The organism is Microvenator marinus (assembly GCF_007993755.1).
GTDB classification, from domain to species: Bacteria; Myxococcota_A; Bradymonadia; order Bradymonadales; family Bradymonadaceae; genus Allomicrovenator; species Allomicrovenator marinus.
Genome location: NZ_CP042467.1, coordinates 3,336,333 through 3,354,690 on the forward strand (window position 1 = coordinate 3,336,333; position 18,358 = coordinate 3,354,690).

At 58.3% G+C, this 18,358-nt stretch carries 14 protein-coding genes; 6 read left to right on the forward strand and 8 right to left on the reverse strand.

All coding sequences use genetic code 11. The features are described from left to right. Entirely contained in the window at nucleotides 1-1,392 is a 1,392-nt protein-coding gene (gene glmU, locus FRD01_RS13725; RefSeq protein ID WP_146960545.1) for a bifunctional UDP-N-acetylglucosamine diphosphorylase/glucosamine-1-phosphate N-acetyltransferase GlmU, read from the forward strand. Here the strand turns inward: glmU and FRD01_RS13730 are convergent, their stop codons facing one another. Next, complete coding sequence (locus tag FRD01_RS13730; RefSeq protein ID WP_146960546.1) at nucleotides 1,393-3,954, reverse strand: TIM-barrel domain-containing protein; 2,562 nt, start codon at nucleotides 3,952-3,954, stop codon at nucleotides 1,393-1,395. It abuts the gene before it with no gap. Beyond that, nucleotides 3,951-4,967 (reverse strand): Gfo/Idh/MocA family protein, encoded by a 1,017-nt coding sequence (locus tag FRD01_RS13735; RefSeq protein WP_146960548.1) that lies wholly within the window; start codon nucleotides 4,965-4,967, stop codon nucleotides 3,951-3,953. The genes FRD01_RS13730 and FRD01_RS13735 overlap by 4 nt, the downstream gene beginning before the upstream one ends. A gap of 245 nt (nucleotides 4,968-5,212) precedes the next feature. Between FRD01_RS13735 and ahcY the strand changes: the two genes are divergently transcribed. Continuing rightward, complete coding sequence (gene ahcY, locus FRD01_RS13740; RefSeq protein WP_430700862.1) at nucleotides 5,213-6,640, forward strand: adenosylhomocysteinase; 1,428 nt, start codon at nucleotides 5,213-5,215, stop codon at nucleotides 6,638-6,640. A 178-nt stretch (nucleotides 6,641-6,818) separates the two neighbouring features. Here the strand turns inward: ahcY and FRD01_RS13745 are convergent, their stop codons facing one another. From FRD01_RS13745 to FRD01_RS13760, 4 genes are read right to left on the reverse strand one after another with little or no spacing between them, the layout of a single operon-like run. Continuing rightward, nucleotides 6,819-8,336, reverse strand: coding sequence for a hypothetical protein (locus FRD01_RS13745; RefSeq protein WP_146960551.1), 1,518 nt, complete (start codon nucleotides 8,334-8,336; stop codon nucleotides 6,819-6,821). Beyond that, the gene (gene msrA / locus FRD01_RS13750) at nucleotides 8,333-9,058 is read right to left on the reverse strand and encodes a peptide-methionine (S)-S-oxide reductase MsrA (protein ID WP_249755621.1); all 726 of its coding nucleotides are present in this window, start codon (nucleotides 9,056-9,058) and stop codon (nucleotides 8,333-8,335) included. The genes FRD01_RS13745 and msrA overlap by 4 nt, the downstream gene beginning before the upstream one ends. 10 nt (nucleotides 9,059-9,068) lie before the next feature. Then, complete coding sequence (locus FRD01_RS13755) at nucleotides 9,069-9,353, reverse strand: hypothetical protein (RefSeq protein WP_146960553.1); 285 nt, start codon at nucleotides 9,351-9,353, stop codon at nucleotides 9,069-9,071. After that, the gene (locus FRD01_RS13760; RefSeq protein WP_146960555.1) at nucleotides 9,350-11,890 is read right to left on the reverse strand and encodes an alpha/beta hydrolase family protein; all 2,541 of its coding nucleotides are present in this window, start codon (nucleotides 11,888-11,890) and stop codon (nucleotides 9,350-9,352) included. The genes FRD01_RS13755 and FRD01_RS13760 overlap by 4 nt, the downstream gene beginning before the upstream one ends. 180 nt (nucleotides 11,891-12,070) lie before the next feature. On the opposite strand from FRD01_RS13760, the gene FRD01_RS13765 reads away from it, so the two are divergent. After that, nucleotides 12,071-14,743 (forward strand): nidogen-like domain-containing protein, encoded by a 2,673-nt coding sequence (locus tag FRD01_RS13765; protein WP_146960557.1) that lies wholly within the window; start codon nucleotides 12,071-12,073, stop codon nucleotides 14,741-14,743. A 62-nt stretch (nucleotides 14,744-14,805) separates the two neighbouring features. Here FRD01_RS13765 and FRD01_RS13770 read toward each other — a convergent pair whose 3' ends face one another. Together FRD01_RS13770 and FRD01_RS13775 are read right to left on the reverse strand one after the other, a co-directional pair. Further along, nucleotides 14,806-15,111: a rhodanese-like domain-containing protein gene (locus FRD01_RS13770; RefSeq protein WP_146960559.1), complete on the reverse strand. Its 306-nt coding sequence runs from the start codon at nucleotides 15,109-15,111 to the stop codon at nucleotides 14,806-14,808. Between the two features lie 76 nt (nucleotides 15,112-15,187). Further along, nucleotides 15,188-15,409 (reverse strand): hypothetical protein, encoded by a 222-nt coding sequence (locus tag FRD01_RS13775; protein WP_146960561.1) that lies wholly within the window; start codon nucleotides 15,407-15,409, stop codon nucleotides 15,188-15,190. A gap of 121 nt (nucleotides 15,410-15,530) precedes the next feature. Between FRD01_RS13775 and FRD01_RS13780 the strand changes: the two genes are divergently transcribed. From FRD01_RS13780 to dnaA, 3 genes are all read left to right on the forward strand, one after another. Continuing rightward, nucleotides 15,531-16,124: a TetR/AcrR family transcriptional regulator gene (locus FRD01_RS13780; protein ID WP_146960563.1), complete on the forward strand. Its 594-nt coding sequence runs from the start codon at nucleotides 15,531-15,533 to the stop codon at nucleotides 16,122-16,124. Between the two features lie 20 nt (nucleotides 16,125-16,144). Beyond that, complete coding sequence (locus FRD01_RS13785; protein WP_146960565.1) at nucleotides 16,145-16,615, forward strand: hypothetical protein; 471 nt, start codon at nucleotides 16,145-16,147, stop codon at nucleotides 16,613-16,615. Nucleotides 16,616-16,969: 354 nt separating this feature from the next. Continuing rightward, nucleotides 16,970-18,358: a chromosomal replication initiator protein DnaA gene (dnaA, locus tag FRD01_RS13790; RefSeq protein WP_283808643.1), complete on the forward strand. Its 1,389-nt coding sequence runs from the start codon at nucleotides 16,970-16,972 to the stop codon at nucleotides 18,356-18,358.

The window sequence follows — 18,358 nt, forward strand, 5'->3', positions numbered from 1 at the left end:
ATGATTGATTTCCAGACTATTGTGCTCGCCGCGGGCAAGGGCACCCGAATGAAGTCCAACCGCGTCAAACTCCTCCACGAAGTGGCTGGCAAACCCATCATCTGGCACGTCATGCAGGCTTCGTTGAAGGCCGGCGCGACACGAGTCGTGGTGGTGGTTGGACACCAACGTGAAGAAGTTGAGGCCTACCTGGCTGCCGAGTTCGCGGGGCGTTATGAAATTGCGGTTCAAGAGGAGCAAAAGGGTACCGGCCATGCGGTCTACTCCGCTGCCGAGTTCCTCAAGGATGGTCCTGCACGCACGCTCATCGTCTCGGGCGACGTTCCGAATATGGACGCCGAAACCTTGCACTCGTTCTATCTCGCGGCGCAGGAGTTCCCATTCGGCGTGATGACCGCCATGTTGGAAGACGCGAGCACCTATGGGCGAATCGTCAGGAATCATGCGAACCAGGTTACGGGTATCGTGGAATTCAAAGATGCCGACCCGGCTCAGCGCGCGATCCGTGAGATCAACACCGGCTTCTACGTGGTGCGCACCTCGTTTTTGCTCGAAGAGCTCACCAAACTTTGCTCGTCGCCCCCAGACAATGCTCAAGGCGAATATTACCTCACAGACCTCGTCGAGGCCGCGGCCCAGCTCGAGCCACCGCTGGGCTGGCGAGTCCCAGAAGTCTCGCGCATTCATGGCGTGAACACGCGTTGCGACCTTGCGCTTGTCGAGAAGTACGCCCAAGAACACCTGCGCGAACACTGGATGCTCAATGGCGTCACGATGCTCGACCCGGCGGCCGTCTATTTAGACGTGGACGTGCAGCTTGCCGAGGACGTGGTCCTTCATCCAGGCGTGCAGCTGCGCGCGGGGTCGGCCGTGGGCCCGGGTTCGGTCATCGAGACCGGCTGTGTGCTCCATGCCGCTCAGCTCGGCAAAGAGGTGCATCTTAAGCCGCACAGCGTTCTCAATGAATCCAGCGTGGGTGATGGCGCGGTGGTGGGGCCGTTCGCGCACCTTCGCCCGGGCTCGGAAATCGGCGCTGAGTGCAAGATCGGCAATTTTGTGGAGACCAAGAAAGTCCAGATGGGCAAGGGCGCAAAGGCTAGCCATCTCTCCTATCTCGGCGACGCAATCATCGGTGCCGGTGCAAACGTCGGCGCGGGGACCATCACCTGCAACTATGACGGCAAAAACAAGCACGTCACCAAGATTGGCAGTGGTGCGTTCATCGGTTCGAACTCATCGCTGGTGGCGCCGGTCACCATCGGAGACGACGCCTACGTGGGCGCTGGCAGCGTCATCACCAAGGACATCGAATCCGGCTCGCTGGGCGTGGCGCGCGGCCGCCAGCAAAATATCGACGGTTGGGCGCGCCGCCGCCGAACAAGCGGCTCGTAGCTATTCACACCACGTCGGTGCATCGGGGTTTGGCGAATACGCTGAAGGTGTGCGCAAGGCTCCCCACGCGTCACCGGCGAGCCCCAGCTCAAGGACGGTCACGCCCTCAGGGATGGCCACCACGGACAAGCTGATGCCAGCTACCTGCGATTCGCCGGTCTCGGCAACAACTCGGACCACGCTTCCTTCCACACACGGCAACTCGCTGCTGCACTCCGGAAGGCTCGCTGGGTCCCAATTCTCAAGCCCTTGAACCGTGATTTCCAAGTCCGAATCTGAGGCCGCAGACCCGTTCTCATCGGGATAGAGGGCCACGATTCGGCTGTTCACAGAACTCAAGTCTCGCACCTCAGCATCGACCGCCGGATAGAAAGAATCCACCTCGGGCATCAGCTCCAGAGCCACGCCTGGCCTCACGAACACTGGGATTTCACCCACGGCCGCGTCAGCTCGAACCTCGGCCGCAGCAACCGGACTTTCTCCAAAAAGTGGCCACCACAAGCCCGGAAGAACCACGTCTCGGCCAACGGCCGCCTCAGTCATGACCGGCGCCACAAGGATGTTGTCTCCGAGGAAATACTGATACTCTTCGGTCTCCCAGAGTGCCGGTGAATCGCCCTCAACCAGATAGGGGTGGCGCACGATTGGCCAGCCAAACTCGCGGGCGTCTTCCATGAGTTGGCTGAAATAGGGCAAGAGGCGTCCGTGAATTCTGGAGTACCTGGCCGTGTGCAGCAAAGTCTCCTCGTCGCGGTCAAAACTCCAGTTCTCGCATTCTGCGCCGCCGTGATGCGTGCGCATCAACGGATGAAACGCGCCGGCCGCCATCCACCTAAAGAAGAGCTCCTTCGTCGTCGGCGGAGAACTCAGCGCGCTGTAGCCCGCAATATCACTGCCGTAGACCGCCACACCGGACATCCCGAGGTGGGCGCCGATCGGAAAGATCGTGGGGAAGCCGTCTTCATAATCCCACGACGTATCCTGGTCGCCCGCCCAGAGGGTAGGCGCCACGCCAGGCGTTCCACCATTGGCCGAGGCCCAACCCGAGCGCGCAAAATACGTCCATTGCGCCTCGGTCTCGCCAAGCTCAGCCTCCAGCATCTCGCGGTTCGCTGTCTGCCATGCCACCGGGTAGAGGTTGTGGAAATCCCAACCTGAAAGACCATTATCGAGACGCGTATTTGTGGGGAGCCACTCGGCAAAGTCCACCATCCAACCGTCCGCCCCAATCTCCTGAATAGCGCGCCGTTGGTAGCCCTGGCTCCATTCCAAGGCCTCGGGGTTCGTCAAATCCACAAGGCTCGCCTGACGAAACGCGGGGTCGCTAAACACGATGACTTCGCCCGCGTCATCCTTGATCAGGTACCCGCCGTCGACCCCTTCTTGGTACATCCGCGTGGTCTGCGGCACAAAAGGATTGAAGTAGGCGAGGAAGGCAAACCCGCGCTCATGAAGCGTGTCCACCTGTTCCGGGAGGTTCGGGTACATCTCCTGATCCCATTCCCACGCATACGAGAGCCGATACCCAAAATCAGTGCTCGTGCCGCCGATCCAATCTTCGGTCCAGATCGCCGAAGCCAAAATCCCACGGTCGCGCACGGTCTGAGCCACCTCTTCCACGCGCGCCGGCCCGCCAACTGCATTCACCCAGAACCCAAAGACCCAATCGGGCACGCCCTGATTTCGGCCCGTAAACTCGGTGGCCTTCGTCAAACGCTCGCGTGGCGTCCCGCTCAGAATCACCATGCCCGGAAACGCCTGATACGACCGAAGCCGCACAGCGTCGGTCTGGCAGAGGTCAATCTCGGAATAGCCGTCGTGCGTCACAAGCCCGGTCCAACCTGTGGACGCGTGCCAGATGCCCATCGGCGCGTAGGCCGCCTCGGGGATATTCTTGAGCGGGAATGGCGACCCACTCTCCGGTTTGCCGTTGCCCTGCTCCTGAGTCCAAAGGGGGTAGGTTCGCCCGCCGAGGTCCATGCCCGTGACCTGAGATCCAAGTCCGAAATACGCCGCACCATCGCATTCCAGGCTGAGCTCGCCGCCCACGTAGGCATCGGCTTCGTCGGCCACGAGCTGCACTCGGAGCCCATCTTCGGCGTCCGGCGTGAGCTGGATTCGCACCTCGGAGTTCTCGACCGGCACCGTGATTTCAGCACCGTCCTCGCTCTCCTCCATGCGCACACCGTTCTTCCCCGCGAACCATTGCGCCTCGTTGCCCTCGGGCTCAAGGTCGATCTGGAAGGCGCCGAATGCCTCACGAACACTCGCACCACCGCGCATCATGCGCACGCCAGGGGTCTCGGCAGAACACAACGAACGGCTCAGTAGCTCCACATCAGGCCCCGCGATCTTGAGCACACCGTCCGCGTCCAGAGTCAGATTCCATGCGCCTACGCGTACTTCCCCTGCCGCCGCGCACCCCGTCTCGTCCATGTCTGGAGTCGCGTCTGCTTCCGTCATATCAGGCGTGTCCACGGAATTCGGAGGCGTCTGAGGGTCAGAGGTCCTGTCATTACAGGCCAGGCTAAGTCCAATTGCGGCGAGAATGAGAAACTTCATAGGGTATCCTCTAGAGGCAAGCTGATGCGTCGGCCTTCGCTAGCCGAACGATACGCAGCGATGATGATTTCGAGCGCCTTGAGACCTTCGCGTCCCTCGAGCAAGCCGCGCCGGCCCTCGGTTAGCGCCTCGTGGACGTCCTGATAAAAAAGTGGGTGTCCGTTTCCATAAGGCGACTCGGCTGCTCCAACTTCTGCCGGCCGCTCGATATCGGCGTCCCAGGTCAAAACCTGATCGCAAAGCTCGCCGCCGAGGCGGATCAGCCCCTTCTCGGCGATGACCGTCAGCGAGGCTTCAAAGTTCGTATTCGGGGCGAGCATCGAGACGTGCATGGACCCAATGGCGCCTGAGCGAAAACGCATTTGCACCGCCGCTGTATCCTCAACCTCGATGCGCCTCGCGAGCGTCGCGCTCATCGCCTGAACACTCTCCACGGGGCCAAAAAGCCAGCGCACCACATCTACGTGGTGAATCGCCTGGTTCATCAGCGCCCCGCCGTCCATCTCCCACGTGCCGCGCCACGCGGCGAGGTCGTAGTACGCCTGTGGGCGCGCCCAAAAAAGATTGGCTTGAATCGAGTGAACGCGGCCGAGCCCACCTTCGCTCAGCACCTTTTTCAAGTACATCCATTGCGGGCTAAAACGGTTTTGTTTGACCTCGAAAAGCCGCGCACCGTGGGCCTCAAACGCATGAACCATACGCTGCGCGTCCTGCCAGCGAATCGCCATCGGTTTCTCGGTGATCACATGCACGCCACGTTGAGCACAGAAAATGGCTTGCTCGGGATGAAGTCCGCTCGGCGTGGCCAGCGCCACCACGTCCGGCGTCTCCTCGGCGAACATCGCCTCAAGGCTCGCATACCCCGGCACGTCGTAGGTTTGACTCGCCCGCGCCCGCGCCTCGGAATCCACATCGCAGACCCCCACCAGCCGAAATCGGCCCGGCAACGAATCGAAATGACGCGGCGCCACGCGCCCGCAACCCACAATGGCGATAGTTGGTAAAGTATTCATAGACTTGAGCCCTGATCTATAGCGTCTCTTTCATACCATCGTATTGAATCGGTGCCGAGACTTGTAAGCACGAGTCGAAATCGCTATGTATGCGCGTGTTTTGAACCTGAGGCCTAGATACGTGCATCGAAGCCCCGGAAACTCATAGAAGGAAAAATATGTCATCGTCACTCGCAGAAACCATCCCAACCTTTATGAACACTGGACTTGAGCTCTTTTCAGGGCTTCCGTACAAAGTCCGTGACATGTCCCCAGAGACTGTGGCTTTCGGCCGAAAAGAGATCGAGCTCGCCGAGCACGAGATGCCAGGTTTGATGGCACTTCGCGAAGAGTACAAGGGTAAGTTCCCACTCAAAGGTGCTCGAATCACCGGTTCGTTGCATATGACCATCCAGACTGCGGTTCTGATCGAGACCCTCGTCGAGCTCGGCGCGGAAGTTCGTTGGGCATCCTGCAATATCTTCTCGACCCAGGACCACGCCGCTGCAGCTGTAGCTGTTGGCCCGAACGGCACTGCTGACAAGCCAGCTGGTGTCCCTGTCTTCGCCTGGAAAGGCGAGACCCTTGAGGAGTACTGGTGGTGTACGTTCCAGGCGCTTCACTGGCCTGACGGACAAGGTCCAAACCTGATCCTCGACGACGGCGGTGACGCGACTTTGCTCATCCACAAAGGCCTTGAGTTCAACAAGTCCGGCGTAGTGCCAAGCCCAAGTTCAACCGAAGTTCACGAGATGCAGGTCATCCTCGAGGTTCTCACCGACCTTCAGGCGATCGACAAAGAATACTGGATCAAGTACGCACCGGGCATCCGCGGCGTCTCCGAAGAGACCACCACAGGTGTTCATCGCCTCCTCCAAATGGCAGAGCGCGGCGAACTCCTCTTCCCTGCGATCAATGTCAACGACTCGGTCACGAAGTCGAAGTTCGACAACCTTTACGGCTGCCGTCACTCGTTGATCGACGCGATTTTCCGCGCCACCGACGTGCTTATCTCCGGAAAGCGCGCCCTCGTTTGCGGTTATGGCGATGTGGGTAAAGGCTCGGTAGATTCGTTGCGCGGCCAACACGCACGCGTTGCGATCTCGGAAATCGACCCAATCTGTGCCCTTCAGGCATCCATGATGGGCATCGACGTCATCACGGTCGAAGACGCTATCGAGGCTGGCTTCGATATCTACTGCACCGCGACCGGTAACTTCAACATCATCACGGCTGACCACATGAGCCGCATGAAGCACAACGCTATCGTGTGCAACATCGGTCACTTCGATAACGAAATCGACATGGCCGGCATGGAGAAGTTGAAGAAAGAAGGCAAGGTCGAGAAGATCGAGATCAAGCCACAGGTCCACGAATGGCGTTTCGCGGATGGCCACTCGGTCATCATCCTCGCCGAAGGTCGTCTTGTGAACCTCGGTTGCGCAACCGGCCACCCAAGCCTCGTGATGTCAGCTTCGTTCACCAACCAGGTGCTCGCGCAGATCGAATTGCACGAGCGCGCTGAGAACTACGGCAAGTCGGTCGTTACCCTGCCGAAGAACCTTGACGAGAAGGTTGCACGTCTGCACCTCGGCAAGTTCGGCGCGAAACTCACCGAGCTCACCACCGAGCAAGCTGAGTACATCGATGTGGACAAGGCTGGACCGTTCAAGCCTGACACCTACCGATACTGAGATTAGCGTACACGCGGGCTCTGTCCGCGTGAGATGAACGCGGCAAAGAGTTCGACTCTACAAAACGACCCAAAAATTTTGAGCGGGCGAGGAACTTCGGAAAAACGACGTTCCTCGCCTTTTCAACGTTCATTTCATAATCGGCGTCCGTCCTACGAGGACAGAGCCCTCGTAGACATTACAAAAGCCCCAAAATCAGCACGAGTCCCGCGCCAAAGAGACCTACGGTGCCCAATAAGATGGCGACCTGGGTGTAGAATAAGAGCGGCCCAAACCGTTCAATAATCTCATCTTCCCCATCCTCAAGATCACTGGCCTCCAACATCGCCATGGCTTGTGTGCGCCGCGCGGCTACTCCCTGGACCACCAGGACCACCACAAACAAGAAGCCTATCAAGAGCGCGAACACAATCGCGATCATGATGCGGCCCTGTACCTCAGCGATCCACGCGTCGAGCTTCTCTTGGTCTTGCGCTTTGGTGCTCAAGAGTACCGGCGGCTCTTCGAAATTTGTGGGAATCAGTTGCAACGTGGCCTCGAGCACGCGATTGCATTCACGCAATTCAAATCCTCCCACGCGCCACATCATCGCCTCGGCCCAGACCTTTTGTCCGGCGGTATCCACAAGCCTCAACGCGTGTCTCAGTGCGTCCCTGCAGCCCTTGACCCCAAGCTCATCGGTCAAAACCACGTAGCGAGAATCCCACGCGGTCCCGACTCCGAAGAAGGACTCGTAGATCTGGACGCGGGCCATACGTCCAGGCCCGTGAAAGACCTCGATGCCTCCTTCGTGATTCGCCACTCGAAACGCGCTCGCCGCCTGCCAGTGACCATCGATATACGTGTCCACAAGGAGCCCACTTTGGCGCGTCAACGCCTGTACATGACCCTTTGCGCTGCCTTCAGGCGTCAGGAAGCTCTCTTGCATCCGCAACACGTACTGAGCCGCAACGCTCGTAAGCCAGACTTCGGACTCGCCCATGCGCTCACCGTCGACGGCCTTAAACTCAAGCTTCAATGCGGTCACCGGCTGAAGGTTGAGCGAAAAAAGACCGTGCTGAACGATGATCGTCTGAGGAAGCTCGAGGTCCTGGAGGCCCGAAAGTTTCTCCACTTCAACGCGCGCATCCACCGGCGCTCCGGCGGTGTCTATCACTCTGAACCAGACCGTGTTTGGAAGACCACGAACCAGCTCTTTGCTCGCCAACATCGGCTCCACACGCAGCTCTCCGGTATGGCTCGGGTCCTTGACCTCAGTGCTTCTTCCGGGCTCGGGAACCACGCGGGTCTTGAGCTTTGGCCATTGCCAGGCCGGCACCCCTGCGGCCACCTCCACCTCAAAGGGCGCCGTATAGGGTTCGATCGAGGTGTGTTCGACACGCACGTTGGCGCTCAACCTGCCTGCCTTCGGCGCCTCGATGGGCATCTGAACATAGCCGTGACCCTCGCTTTTTCCTTTGGAGAAGGACTCCTCGCCCTGAGTGAAATTCAGGCGCGCGCCAGTGAGCATGCGCCCCGTAGGCCCGTCCATGATCACGCCGCGCAGTGCGTTTGGTGCGTCTTTGTACCAGACCTTCGGCGCTTGCAGATGGAGCGCCACTTCAACTTGAACCACCGAGACGTGAATATAGGCCACGATCAGCGCACTCAACGTGAGCACGTAGATCACCGCGGCGATGCGAAACACACGCTTCATTTGCCGCCGTGCAGGCTGTAGCCGCCAGCCTCTTCACCCCAGACGCGCTCTAGAAAAGCGTCGCGACCAGACCCGCTGCGATATCGCTGATAGTGTGACGGGTCCTTGATGTAGAAATCCTGGTGGTATTCTTCGGCCGGATAGAAGGGGCCCGCGGCCTGAATTTCTGTGACGATCGGCTTGTCGAATTTGGCCCGAACTTCGGCCAGACTCGCCTCTACGGCGGCAGCCTGTGCCGCGTCGTGCGTGTAGATCCCGCTTCGGTACTGCTTGCCCTTATCCACGAACTGCCCGTTGACCTGAGTCGGGTCGATATTCCTCCAGAAGACTTTCAGGAGGAGCTCGTACTCGACTTTCGCGGGGTCGTAGACAATTCGCACGGCTTCGGTATGGCCAGTTCGGCCATAGGCCACCTCTTTGTAGGTCGGGTTGACCTCGGGGCCCGCCGTATAGCCGGAGTAGACCGCCTTGACGCCGTCGATGACCTCAAATGGTTTCTCCATGCACCAAAAGCACCCGCCGGCAAACGTAGCGATACCCATGCCTTCTGGGGCCAGGGCCTCAGCGGTCAACTCGGGGTTAACCGATGGGCGCTCAGCAGCGCTAGCAGCCGGCTCCTCGGCTGCAGCTGTGACGGATTGGTCGGGCTGGGTTTCAGGTGGGCTCGACTTTGGACAACCACTCACCAGACTCAAGAACACCAAAATTAGGAAAACGCGCATGGAGGACCTCTTAGATTCGCGCCGCGGCAATGGCCACGGCTACCACCGAAACAAGTGTGACCAGCAATGCCATTCCCCGTTGCTTCTTCGCGAGGCGCTCAGGCGCAAAATACGCGATGCCCCAGCTGCGGGCCACAAAGGCGCTCAGCGGCAAAATTAGAGTGGGAATCGGCCCTATCGCGCGGACCCCGATACTCTTCAGGTAGATCACGAGCACACCCAAACTCACCGCTACAATCATGCCCCAGGTAGCGACCTTGGCCATCTGCGAGCTTTTCTCATCGTTTGTCATCACTGATTTCTCTGCTCAAAGAACTCTACAACGTCTTGACGTGCACGCCGTCCTTCAAAAGATGTCGGGTCGAACAAAAAGGCGTGATTTGAGATGCTAGGCGTGTAATTCCGAATCGGCACTTCCATACGCTCCGAGAGCGACCGCGTTGCCGCATTCGGCACCACGATATCATCTTCGGCTTGCTGAATCATGACGCGCTTTATGGGAGAGGTGCGCGTCTCGCCCGTGAGAGGATCCGTGTACTCAAAAGGCGCGATGGTCGCATGGTGCGCGATGTTGAGCGGGTCTACCGGATCCAAGAGCCAGCGCAAACCCGTCTCAAACCGGAAGTACTCGTCCGAGCCGAGCTCGATGTCACGCTCTTCTAAGACGTGCTCAAACGCGGTTTCGAACGAGGCCGAGTTCACCAAGAGTTGGAAAAAATTGGCCCCAGGCACATTCAGCGCAAAGCTAGTGATGGTGGGCTCAACCGCAGAAAAGATGGACCCGATGATGCCGCCCAAACTCATCCCGAGGTACATCACGTCGGAGCCGTCCAACTCGTATCCACCGCTCGCCCCTGCCCAATCCGCCTGGCGAATCACACGCAGCCCATGACTTAAGTCCATCACGGCCTGGGCAAAATGGTCCGGCGTCGACGCGATATTATCTACATCCACAAAAACCGCGCCGGTCACGGCAGGCCACTCCGGCCCGTCTGGCCATGGGCTTGAAACCGTGGCGAGCCCGCCTTTGGAGCCGTCGGGGAGGATGCACTGGCCGAGCTCGTCGCATCGTCCACCGTCCACACAGTCTACGTCAGACGTACAGACGGTACGCCGCCCGTGATACGGGAAGTCGATTGAAAACGTGGCCCATCCGGCCTCGGCGAGCGTATTGGCGATCATGTAGACAAGCTCGCGGCTCGTAAAGAGTCCGTGGCCAAAATAGACCACCGGCACAGGTTCGCCGGGCCGCGCAGATTCTGGAATCGTGAGCACAAAAGACACCGAGTTGGGCTCACCGCGCATATCAGGCCGAAACGCCCTAGTCGCCGGATCGAGGAGCTCGAGTACCGTGATTTCGCCTGTGACCACCGTCTCAACGTCGCGCAGCAGCAGGCCGAGCCCGCGATCCGACGGCGACTGATTGACCACATTGCGGAGCTCGGTGCTCACATTCTCTTCATAAACTCTGGCGCGAAGACCCATTAGATACTCGAGCCCGTTCACCGTCTCAAACGGCACGGCTGCGGCGAGCGAAGAGCGGCTTACGCCCTGTGCTTCTAGCCAGTCCAAGACAGGTGCCATGCGGATTCGCACGGGTTCGAGCTCAGCAGCGCTCTCGTCGTCGAGCACTCCAACCTGCGCCTCACCATTGACCAAAAGAGGTGCCTTGGATCGGAGCAGAGCGGCGAGCGGTTGGGCCTCAAGAGGGCGCCCACCGGCGCTCACATCCCGAGTCACAACCAAGACGTGCAAAGCCCCGTCTTCTAGCGTCAGCCGCGGCTTCACCCAGATTTTTCGAGCGTCGTCGAGCACCCCGCGCTCAAGATCGGCCACCTCCACAACTTGGTCTCCGTCCAACCTCAAAAGGCGTACCGTGTTGGCATTTACCGTGCCGGAATCTACGGCATCGGTCGCCTCCACCACAATGGCTCCGGACGCGCTAAAGCCCGTGTGCCGATTGTACTGCGCCTTGAGGGCGCGCGTGTCCTCGTCGTCTTCGTCATTGATGGGGACGTTGACGCGACCGTCGTCTTTGAGCAGTTCGTTCGGGATGGGGAGGATGGCCGCGTCTGGATCAAACCATACCGAAGGCGCATCCGTGGTCTTAAAAGAGCCGGCCACCGCGACCAAGTCTCGGGAGAATCCGCGTTGCGCCATCTGGTCGAAGACTGAGTTGTACTTGAGGCGAACTTCCTCGAGCTGAGTGGCGATTTCGGTCTTCTCGGCGGTATTGGCGCCGGGCATCGCCGGCACGTGGTCGAGCAATGAGTTCTGGGTCCGGGCGAAAAAGAAGGCGGCATCGGCGATGACGTCCTCGTTTAGGGGGCCTCGCGGACCAAAATCGTAGCCGGCCAGGCCATACACGTACTCGTGGCCGGGTTCGAGGCCGGCGCCAATAGAGTCTGGATGTGGCACGGGGCGTGCCAATATCGTGTTGGTTTCAGCGTCGAACTCCACGTCGAGGCTCGCAATCTCACCCCGAGTTACATCACTGAAGACTAGCGCTGGAGCCACCGTATGAGGGACAACGGGGCCGCTTAGCGGAATCTTGATGGTGGACTGAAGGGGGTACGCACCCAGGAAATTGAGGTATTGGCGGAACTCGATTTCGGCCGCGCTAAGGTTTCCATCGGTGGGCAGCGCAAGTGCCCCGGCCGCATTCGTGGCCAGGTTGCTGGGTGTAGGGAGCTCGCCGGTTGCCGGATTCCAGACGGCTCGGACTACCGCGGGTGGCGCCTCAAGCTGAAGCTCTTCGGCGCATCCGCTAAGCATCAGCAAAAGTATAGAGGCGGACTTTACCCGCTTGAGATGGGGAACCAGTAAACTCAAAAATAGCCTCAACGTACCAAAGACCTTCTTCGCCAGAGTGTTGATACTACCGAACTATTGATCGGAGAACAGGTACTCTCTAAACTTAAATCCAAATCATCTAGAATTTCAATGTAGGTTGATGTAGACAGGCCCCAAATCCTTGAGATCCGGGGACGAATTTTGTTTGGAGTAGTTGATATGAAATTTAAGAGTATTGTTATTGGTTTGATCGCACTCGGAGCGGGCGATGCACTAGCCGCCGACCTCGTTCAATGTCCTTCGGGCGGATTTGGCGTACCGCAACGCGTAACGCTCATCGCCCTCGACCCTCTCGGTGCTCTCGATGATGGCGGAAGTCTAGATGATGGTGGTGTAGCCGTGGACGTGTCCTCGGTCTTCCCCGCCGGAATCAATATCTCCGGAAATTCCTATACGACTGTTTATATGAACGTGAACGGCAACATCTCGTTCGGATCGCAGTATTCGACCTTCACCCCGGTGGCCATTCCGGGTCTAGACCGTCCAATCATCGCACCGTACTTCTCGGACGTCGATATCCGACCGATCAACGGTGGCGAACTCTATGTATGTAACGACTCGGCCAACGGTAGGTTCATCTTTACTTGGGACAATGTCGGCTATTACGACCAAAAGACCGACCGCACTAACTCATATCAGGCCATCCTCACCTTTGCGGACCCCGAGTGTGGTGGCATTCCCACTGCGGATATCGAGTTCCGATACGAAAACCTTGAGTGGACTACGGGTGACGCGAGTGATGGCACGGGTGGCCTCGGAGGCTCAGAAGCCGTAGCGGGAATTGACGCCGGAGACACCATAAACGCTGTGGCTCTGCCTGGCTCAGGTACCGCCGCTGTGCTCGATTTGGTCAACGATACTAACGCAAACACGTTGGGCGTCTTTCGCTATCGCCTCGCACAAGGAACCTTACCCTCATGTGGCAACGGCACGCTTGAGCTCTGCGAGACTTGCGACGAAGGCGTCAATAATGACAATAACGGAAGTTGTACCCTGATCTGCCAACTCAATGAGTGCGGCGACGGCTTCGCCCACTTCGGCGTTGAGGTCTGTGACGGTGATGAAATCTCGCCAGGCTCTGACCAGTGTCCAACTGGCTACGAAGGATTCCCCGTGTGCAATAACAGCGCGGTATCCCCTGACTTCAACGACACTTGCACGCTCTCGTCACCGCCAGCAGGCTGTGACGATATCGATGAGTGCACCGAAGGAACCGACAACTGCGACGCGTTGACTACATGCGTCAACAACGATGGTGGGTTCACGTGTACCTCGTGTCCCGCAGGCTACAGCGACGTCAACGGCGACGGCACCGAGTGCGTGGATATCGACGAATGCGCGGACACCGCAAACCCCGTGTGCGACACGCTCACCACGTGCTCCAACACCACTGGTGGGTTCACCTGTACCGCGTGCCCAGATGGCTACAATGACGTCAACGGGGACGGCACCGAATGTGTAGATATCGACGAGTGCGCGGACACCGCGAACCCCGTGTGTGACGCGCTGACTACGTGTTCGAACACCACCGGCGGCTTTACTTGCTCGGCTTGCCCAGACGGCTACGATGACGTCAACGGGGACGGCACCGAATGTGTAGATATCGACGAGTGTGCAGACACCGCCAACCCTGTATGTGACGCGCTGACTACGTGCACGAACACCACGGGTGGGTTCACCTGTACCGCGTGCCCCGCTGGTTATACTGACGTCAACGGCGACGGCACCGTGTGTGTGGATATCGACGAGTGTGCAGACACGGCAAATCCGGTTTGCGACGAGGTCACCACGTGTACCAACACCACCGGCGGATTTACCTGCTCGGCGTGCCCAGACGGGTACACCGACGTCAACGGTGACGGCACGGTCTGCGAAGACATCGACGAGTGCGCGGACACGGCGAACCCCGTCTGCGATGAGCTCAGCGTCTGTAATAACACAGAAGGCGGCTTTGTCTGCGGTGCATGCCCAGACGGCTACAACGATATCAACGGAGACGGCTCGCTTTGCGAAGACATCGACGAATGTGCGGATACTGAAAACCCAGTCTGTGACGAGCTCACCGTATGTTCCAATACGGACGGTGGATTCGAGTGTACGGCATGCCCAGATGGGTACACCGACGTCAACGGCGACGGCACAGTGTGTGAGGACGTGGATGAGTGCGCGGATACCGAAAACCCAGTCTGTGACGAGCTCACCGCGTGTTCAAACACCGATGGCGGGTTCACCTGCACCGCATGCCCAGACGGGTACACGGACGTCAACGGCGACGGCACCGTGTGTGAAGATATCGACGAGTGTGCGGACACCGAAAACCCAGTCTGCGACGAGAACGTAGCCTGCAATAACACGGAAGGTGGCTTCCTCTGTGGCGCATGCCCAGATGGCTACACGGACGTCAACGGCGACGGCACCGTGTGTGAGGACATCGATGAGTGTGTGGAAACCGAAACCCCAGTGTGCGGCGAAGGTTCAGAATGCACCAACACCGAAGGTGGTTTTGAGTGCTCTGAATGCCCAGATGGCTACACCGACGTCAACGGGGATGGCACCGTGTGTGAAGACATCGACGAATGTGAAATGGTGGATATCTGCGGTGAAGGCGGAGAGTGTGTGAACACCGCGGGCAATTACACCTGTGAGTGCGACGAAGGCTTTGTGCTCGACGGCGCAGAGTGCGTGATTGACGAAGACCTGGTCGAAGATAACACCACGCAATTCGTCTCAGGAAGCGGCTGTTCAGCCGCCGGAAACTCCTCGCCTGGTTCTGCACTCATGCTCTTGTTGCTCGGGCTCGTCTCCGTTCGCGTGAGACGACGAGTTAAGTAATTCCTCCCCTGTGCACAGGTACTAGTGTTGCAACGGACGGGGCAACGTCGACCGTGTAGATTTTACTCTACGTGGTCGGCGCCCATCTCTTGGGCTGCAAGCGTGCCGCCCTCGATATTGGTGCATTCACGCCAGCCCATGCGCTCAAAGATTGAGGCGGCTACGGCACTACGTGCGCCAGAGCGGCAAATCACAAAGGTCTCGCGCTCGTCTTCCTCAGGAAGCGCGCCCTCTTGAATGCGTGAAAGCGGCCAGAGCTCTGCGCCCTTGACGTGAACCGCGCGGTACTCGTCCGCCTCGCGCACATCGATAAGCCGCGTCTGGTCATTTCGAATTTCAGAGAAATCTTTGTAGGTAAGTCGTTTCATGGGTCTGCCTCATTGAAATTCGGCTCGACATGAGCCACTGCGCACGAACAAGAGCAAGCAGTGTGCCAGAGACTTACTACTCGGCTGTGTTGGTCTCGGGATTAACCGCGCCGTCCGGCGAAGCAACCTCAGCAGGAGCCTCAGCCTCTGCTGCTGCAGGAGCTGCGTTGTCCTTTGGGCCATGACTCATCGACTGTGCAATCGCACTGCCGATTGCGACACAGATGATGATCGCGATCAGCCCGCCAAAGATGCCCTGAACAACCTCTTTTCCCAATCCTATTCCGCCTGAAGCCATAATCGTCTCCTAAGAATTTCGGACCCCTGACTATTACAACTTATCCACGAAGTCAATCTAGGGCGCTTGCGCGAATCTCCACATCGTTGAATACTCGGCCGACTTCTGAGACGACAAGACCATGACCAAACATCGAAGCCCCGACGAGCGATGGGAACAGATTCTGACAGCGGCTCGTGCATGTTTTCTGGAAAATGGATATTTCGCGACCAAGATGGATGAGATTGCACGCGCTTCCGGCCTCTCAAAGGGCGGCATCTACTTCCATTTCGAGTCCAAGCGAGAGATCTTTCGCGCCCTCGTGCAGCAAGAATACGATGTCACCATGGCCGCCATAGACGGCGTCATGTCCGAGACCAACTCGGTACCCGAGATGCTCATCGAGCTCGCCGGCTACTTCATGGAACTCTTCACGAACTCTGACCGCCCAAGGTTCATGGTGATCATCGGCGAAATGGCGCTACGTGATGAAGAGATCCAAGAGCAGCTCAAAGAGCTCCAGACCAACTATTTTGACCGGATCGCCGAGCTCTTAAACCGAGGTGTGGAAGCCGGCCAGGTCCGCGAGTGCGACGCACGTTCCATGGCCATTGTCTTAAAATCCATGCTCGACGGGATGCAGGCAAACCTCGCCCTCGGCATGACGGTCGACGTAGAAGAAACACTGACTGCCGCCATGGACCTCCTGGCCCATGGCCTTATCCAAATGGATTGATCCATTATTAAGAGGAAAATATGTCCCTTGAAAACGAAGTCATGAGCTATTTTGACGAGCTCGATTCCCTCAAAGAAATGAGCATCGACGCCAATAAGGCGTTTTTGGACCTCCTCGTATTCGGCGTGCTCGCCGACGGTGAGACCACCGAGGACGAGCTTGCACAACTCGACGAAGAGCTGCTCCGACTCCCGTTCATCTGGGACGAAGACGCGCGAAACGAGGTCACTGATCATAGCGCGAAGACCCGTGAGCTCCTCGAAGGCAATCTGGACGACCATGGCGTCATTGAAGGCTTCCTCGAGTCCCTTGCGCGCCGTGTGGAAACACAGGAACTCCGAATGATCGGCCTCAGAATGTTCGTGGCCATCACCGTCTCCGATGGATTCACCGAGACCGAGCGTCAGTTCTGTCACGCCATCGGCGCTGCGTTTGATTTCGACCCCAGCGAAGTCGACTCCGTGATCGCCCAGATCGCCGAGACCATCTAACCGATCGCTTCAAGATCGCCGTTCAAAACTCACACATCATGTGGGGACTTTGCCACACTTTTCGAGGCAAGTATGGGTTTCACCGCTAATGCCGCGCACTTAGGGTGGTTTGTTTCCGAGGCATCAAAAATATGGGCATGTGATCACATCAGCCTGTGGATGAATCTGTGGAAAACTTCGGATCACCACTGAATGCGGTCTTAACGGCTCCAAATGCGGCCTTCGCAAATTCTGTGCCGCCCACTTTTTACCTTCCACAACCCAAAAAGGTGGTTGATAACTAGGGTCAGTTCATTTAGCTCTGCGCCCCCTGTTTCGACCCGTTTTGTGACCCCTGTCCCACGGCAAGTATCTATGTTGGAGACCTGGCAAGCTGCCCTTCGTCACTTGAAAGACCGAGTGAGTCAACACAACTTTGAAACCTGGTTTCAACCTCTCGAGGTCACCAGGTTCGAAGATAAAGGTGTTGAACGCTGGGTTCATATCTCGGTGATCGATGATTTCAACAAAGCCTGGCTCGAAGACAACTACGTCGACCTCATTCAAGAAGCGCTCGAAGCCGTGACTCCCGGGGTCTGGAAACTCAAGCTCGACGTCCAAGGAATCGACATCCATGAGCCGCAGGCCGTGCTCATCGACTCGCCGAAAGCCGCAGCACGACAGGTCAAAGCTACCCAACTCGAAATTGCGGTCCCACGCAAAGACTGGAAAGAGCTCGCCCATCAAGCGGGCATGAACCCTCGCTATACGTTTGAAGAATTCGTGGTCGGCTCGTCGAACCAATTCGTACACGCCGCGTGTCAGGCCGTGGCCACGAACCCGTCTCAAACCTACAACCCGCTCTTTATATTTGGCGGTGTTGGGCTCGGTAAGACGCACCTTCTGCAGGCAGTGGGCATTGAGGTTCTTCGACGCGACCCAACTCAGCGCGTGCTCTATCTCTCCGCCGAAGATTTCATGAACCAGCTGATCACCTCGCTTCGGCAAAAGGACATGAACAACTTTCGCACGCAGTTCCGCAATCAGTGCGACATTCTGCTCATCGACGATATCCAGTTTATCGGCGGCAAAGATTCGACGCAGGAAGAGTTTTTCCACACGTTCAACAGCCTTCACCAGATGGGCAAGCAGATCGTCATCACCTCGGACAAGCCGCCGCGCGAGCTTCCGGGCATCGAGGACCGCCTCGCGAGCCGCTTCGCGTGGGGCCTGACCGCTGATATTCAGGTTCCGAGCGTCGAGACCCGCGTGGCCATTCTTGAGAAGAAGGCCGAAGCAGACGGCGTCCCGCTGCCCAAAGATGTGGCCATGCTCATCGCGAGTGCGGTGCGCTCCAACGTGCGCGAGCTCGAGGGCGTGCTGGTTCGTCTCGGAGCACAGGCGAGCCTGATGCGCATGCCGATGACACTCGATTTTGCGCGAGACATGCTCAAGCGCATGAATCTCGATGATGGCAAAGGCATGACCGTGGACCGCATCATCCGCCAGGTGTCTCAGTATTTCGGCATCAAGCCTGCGGATATCAAAGGCGCCAAGCGCTCACGCGATATCAGCATCCCTCGCCAGGTCGCGATGTACCTCGCCCGGACCATCACCGACGAGTCCTTCCCAGAGCTTGGGAAGAAGTTCGGCGGCAAAGACCACACCACCGTGCTTGCCGCATGCCGTCGCATGGAAGACGAACTCTCCCGCGGCACCGAAGTCGGCCAGAGTATCTCGGCGCTCAAATCCCAACTGAGTTAG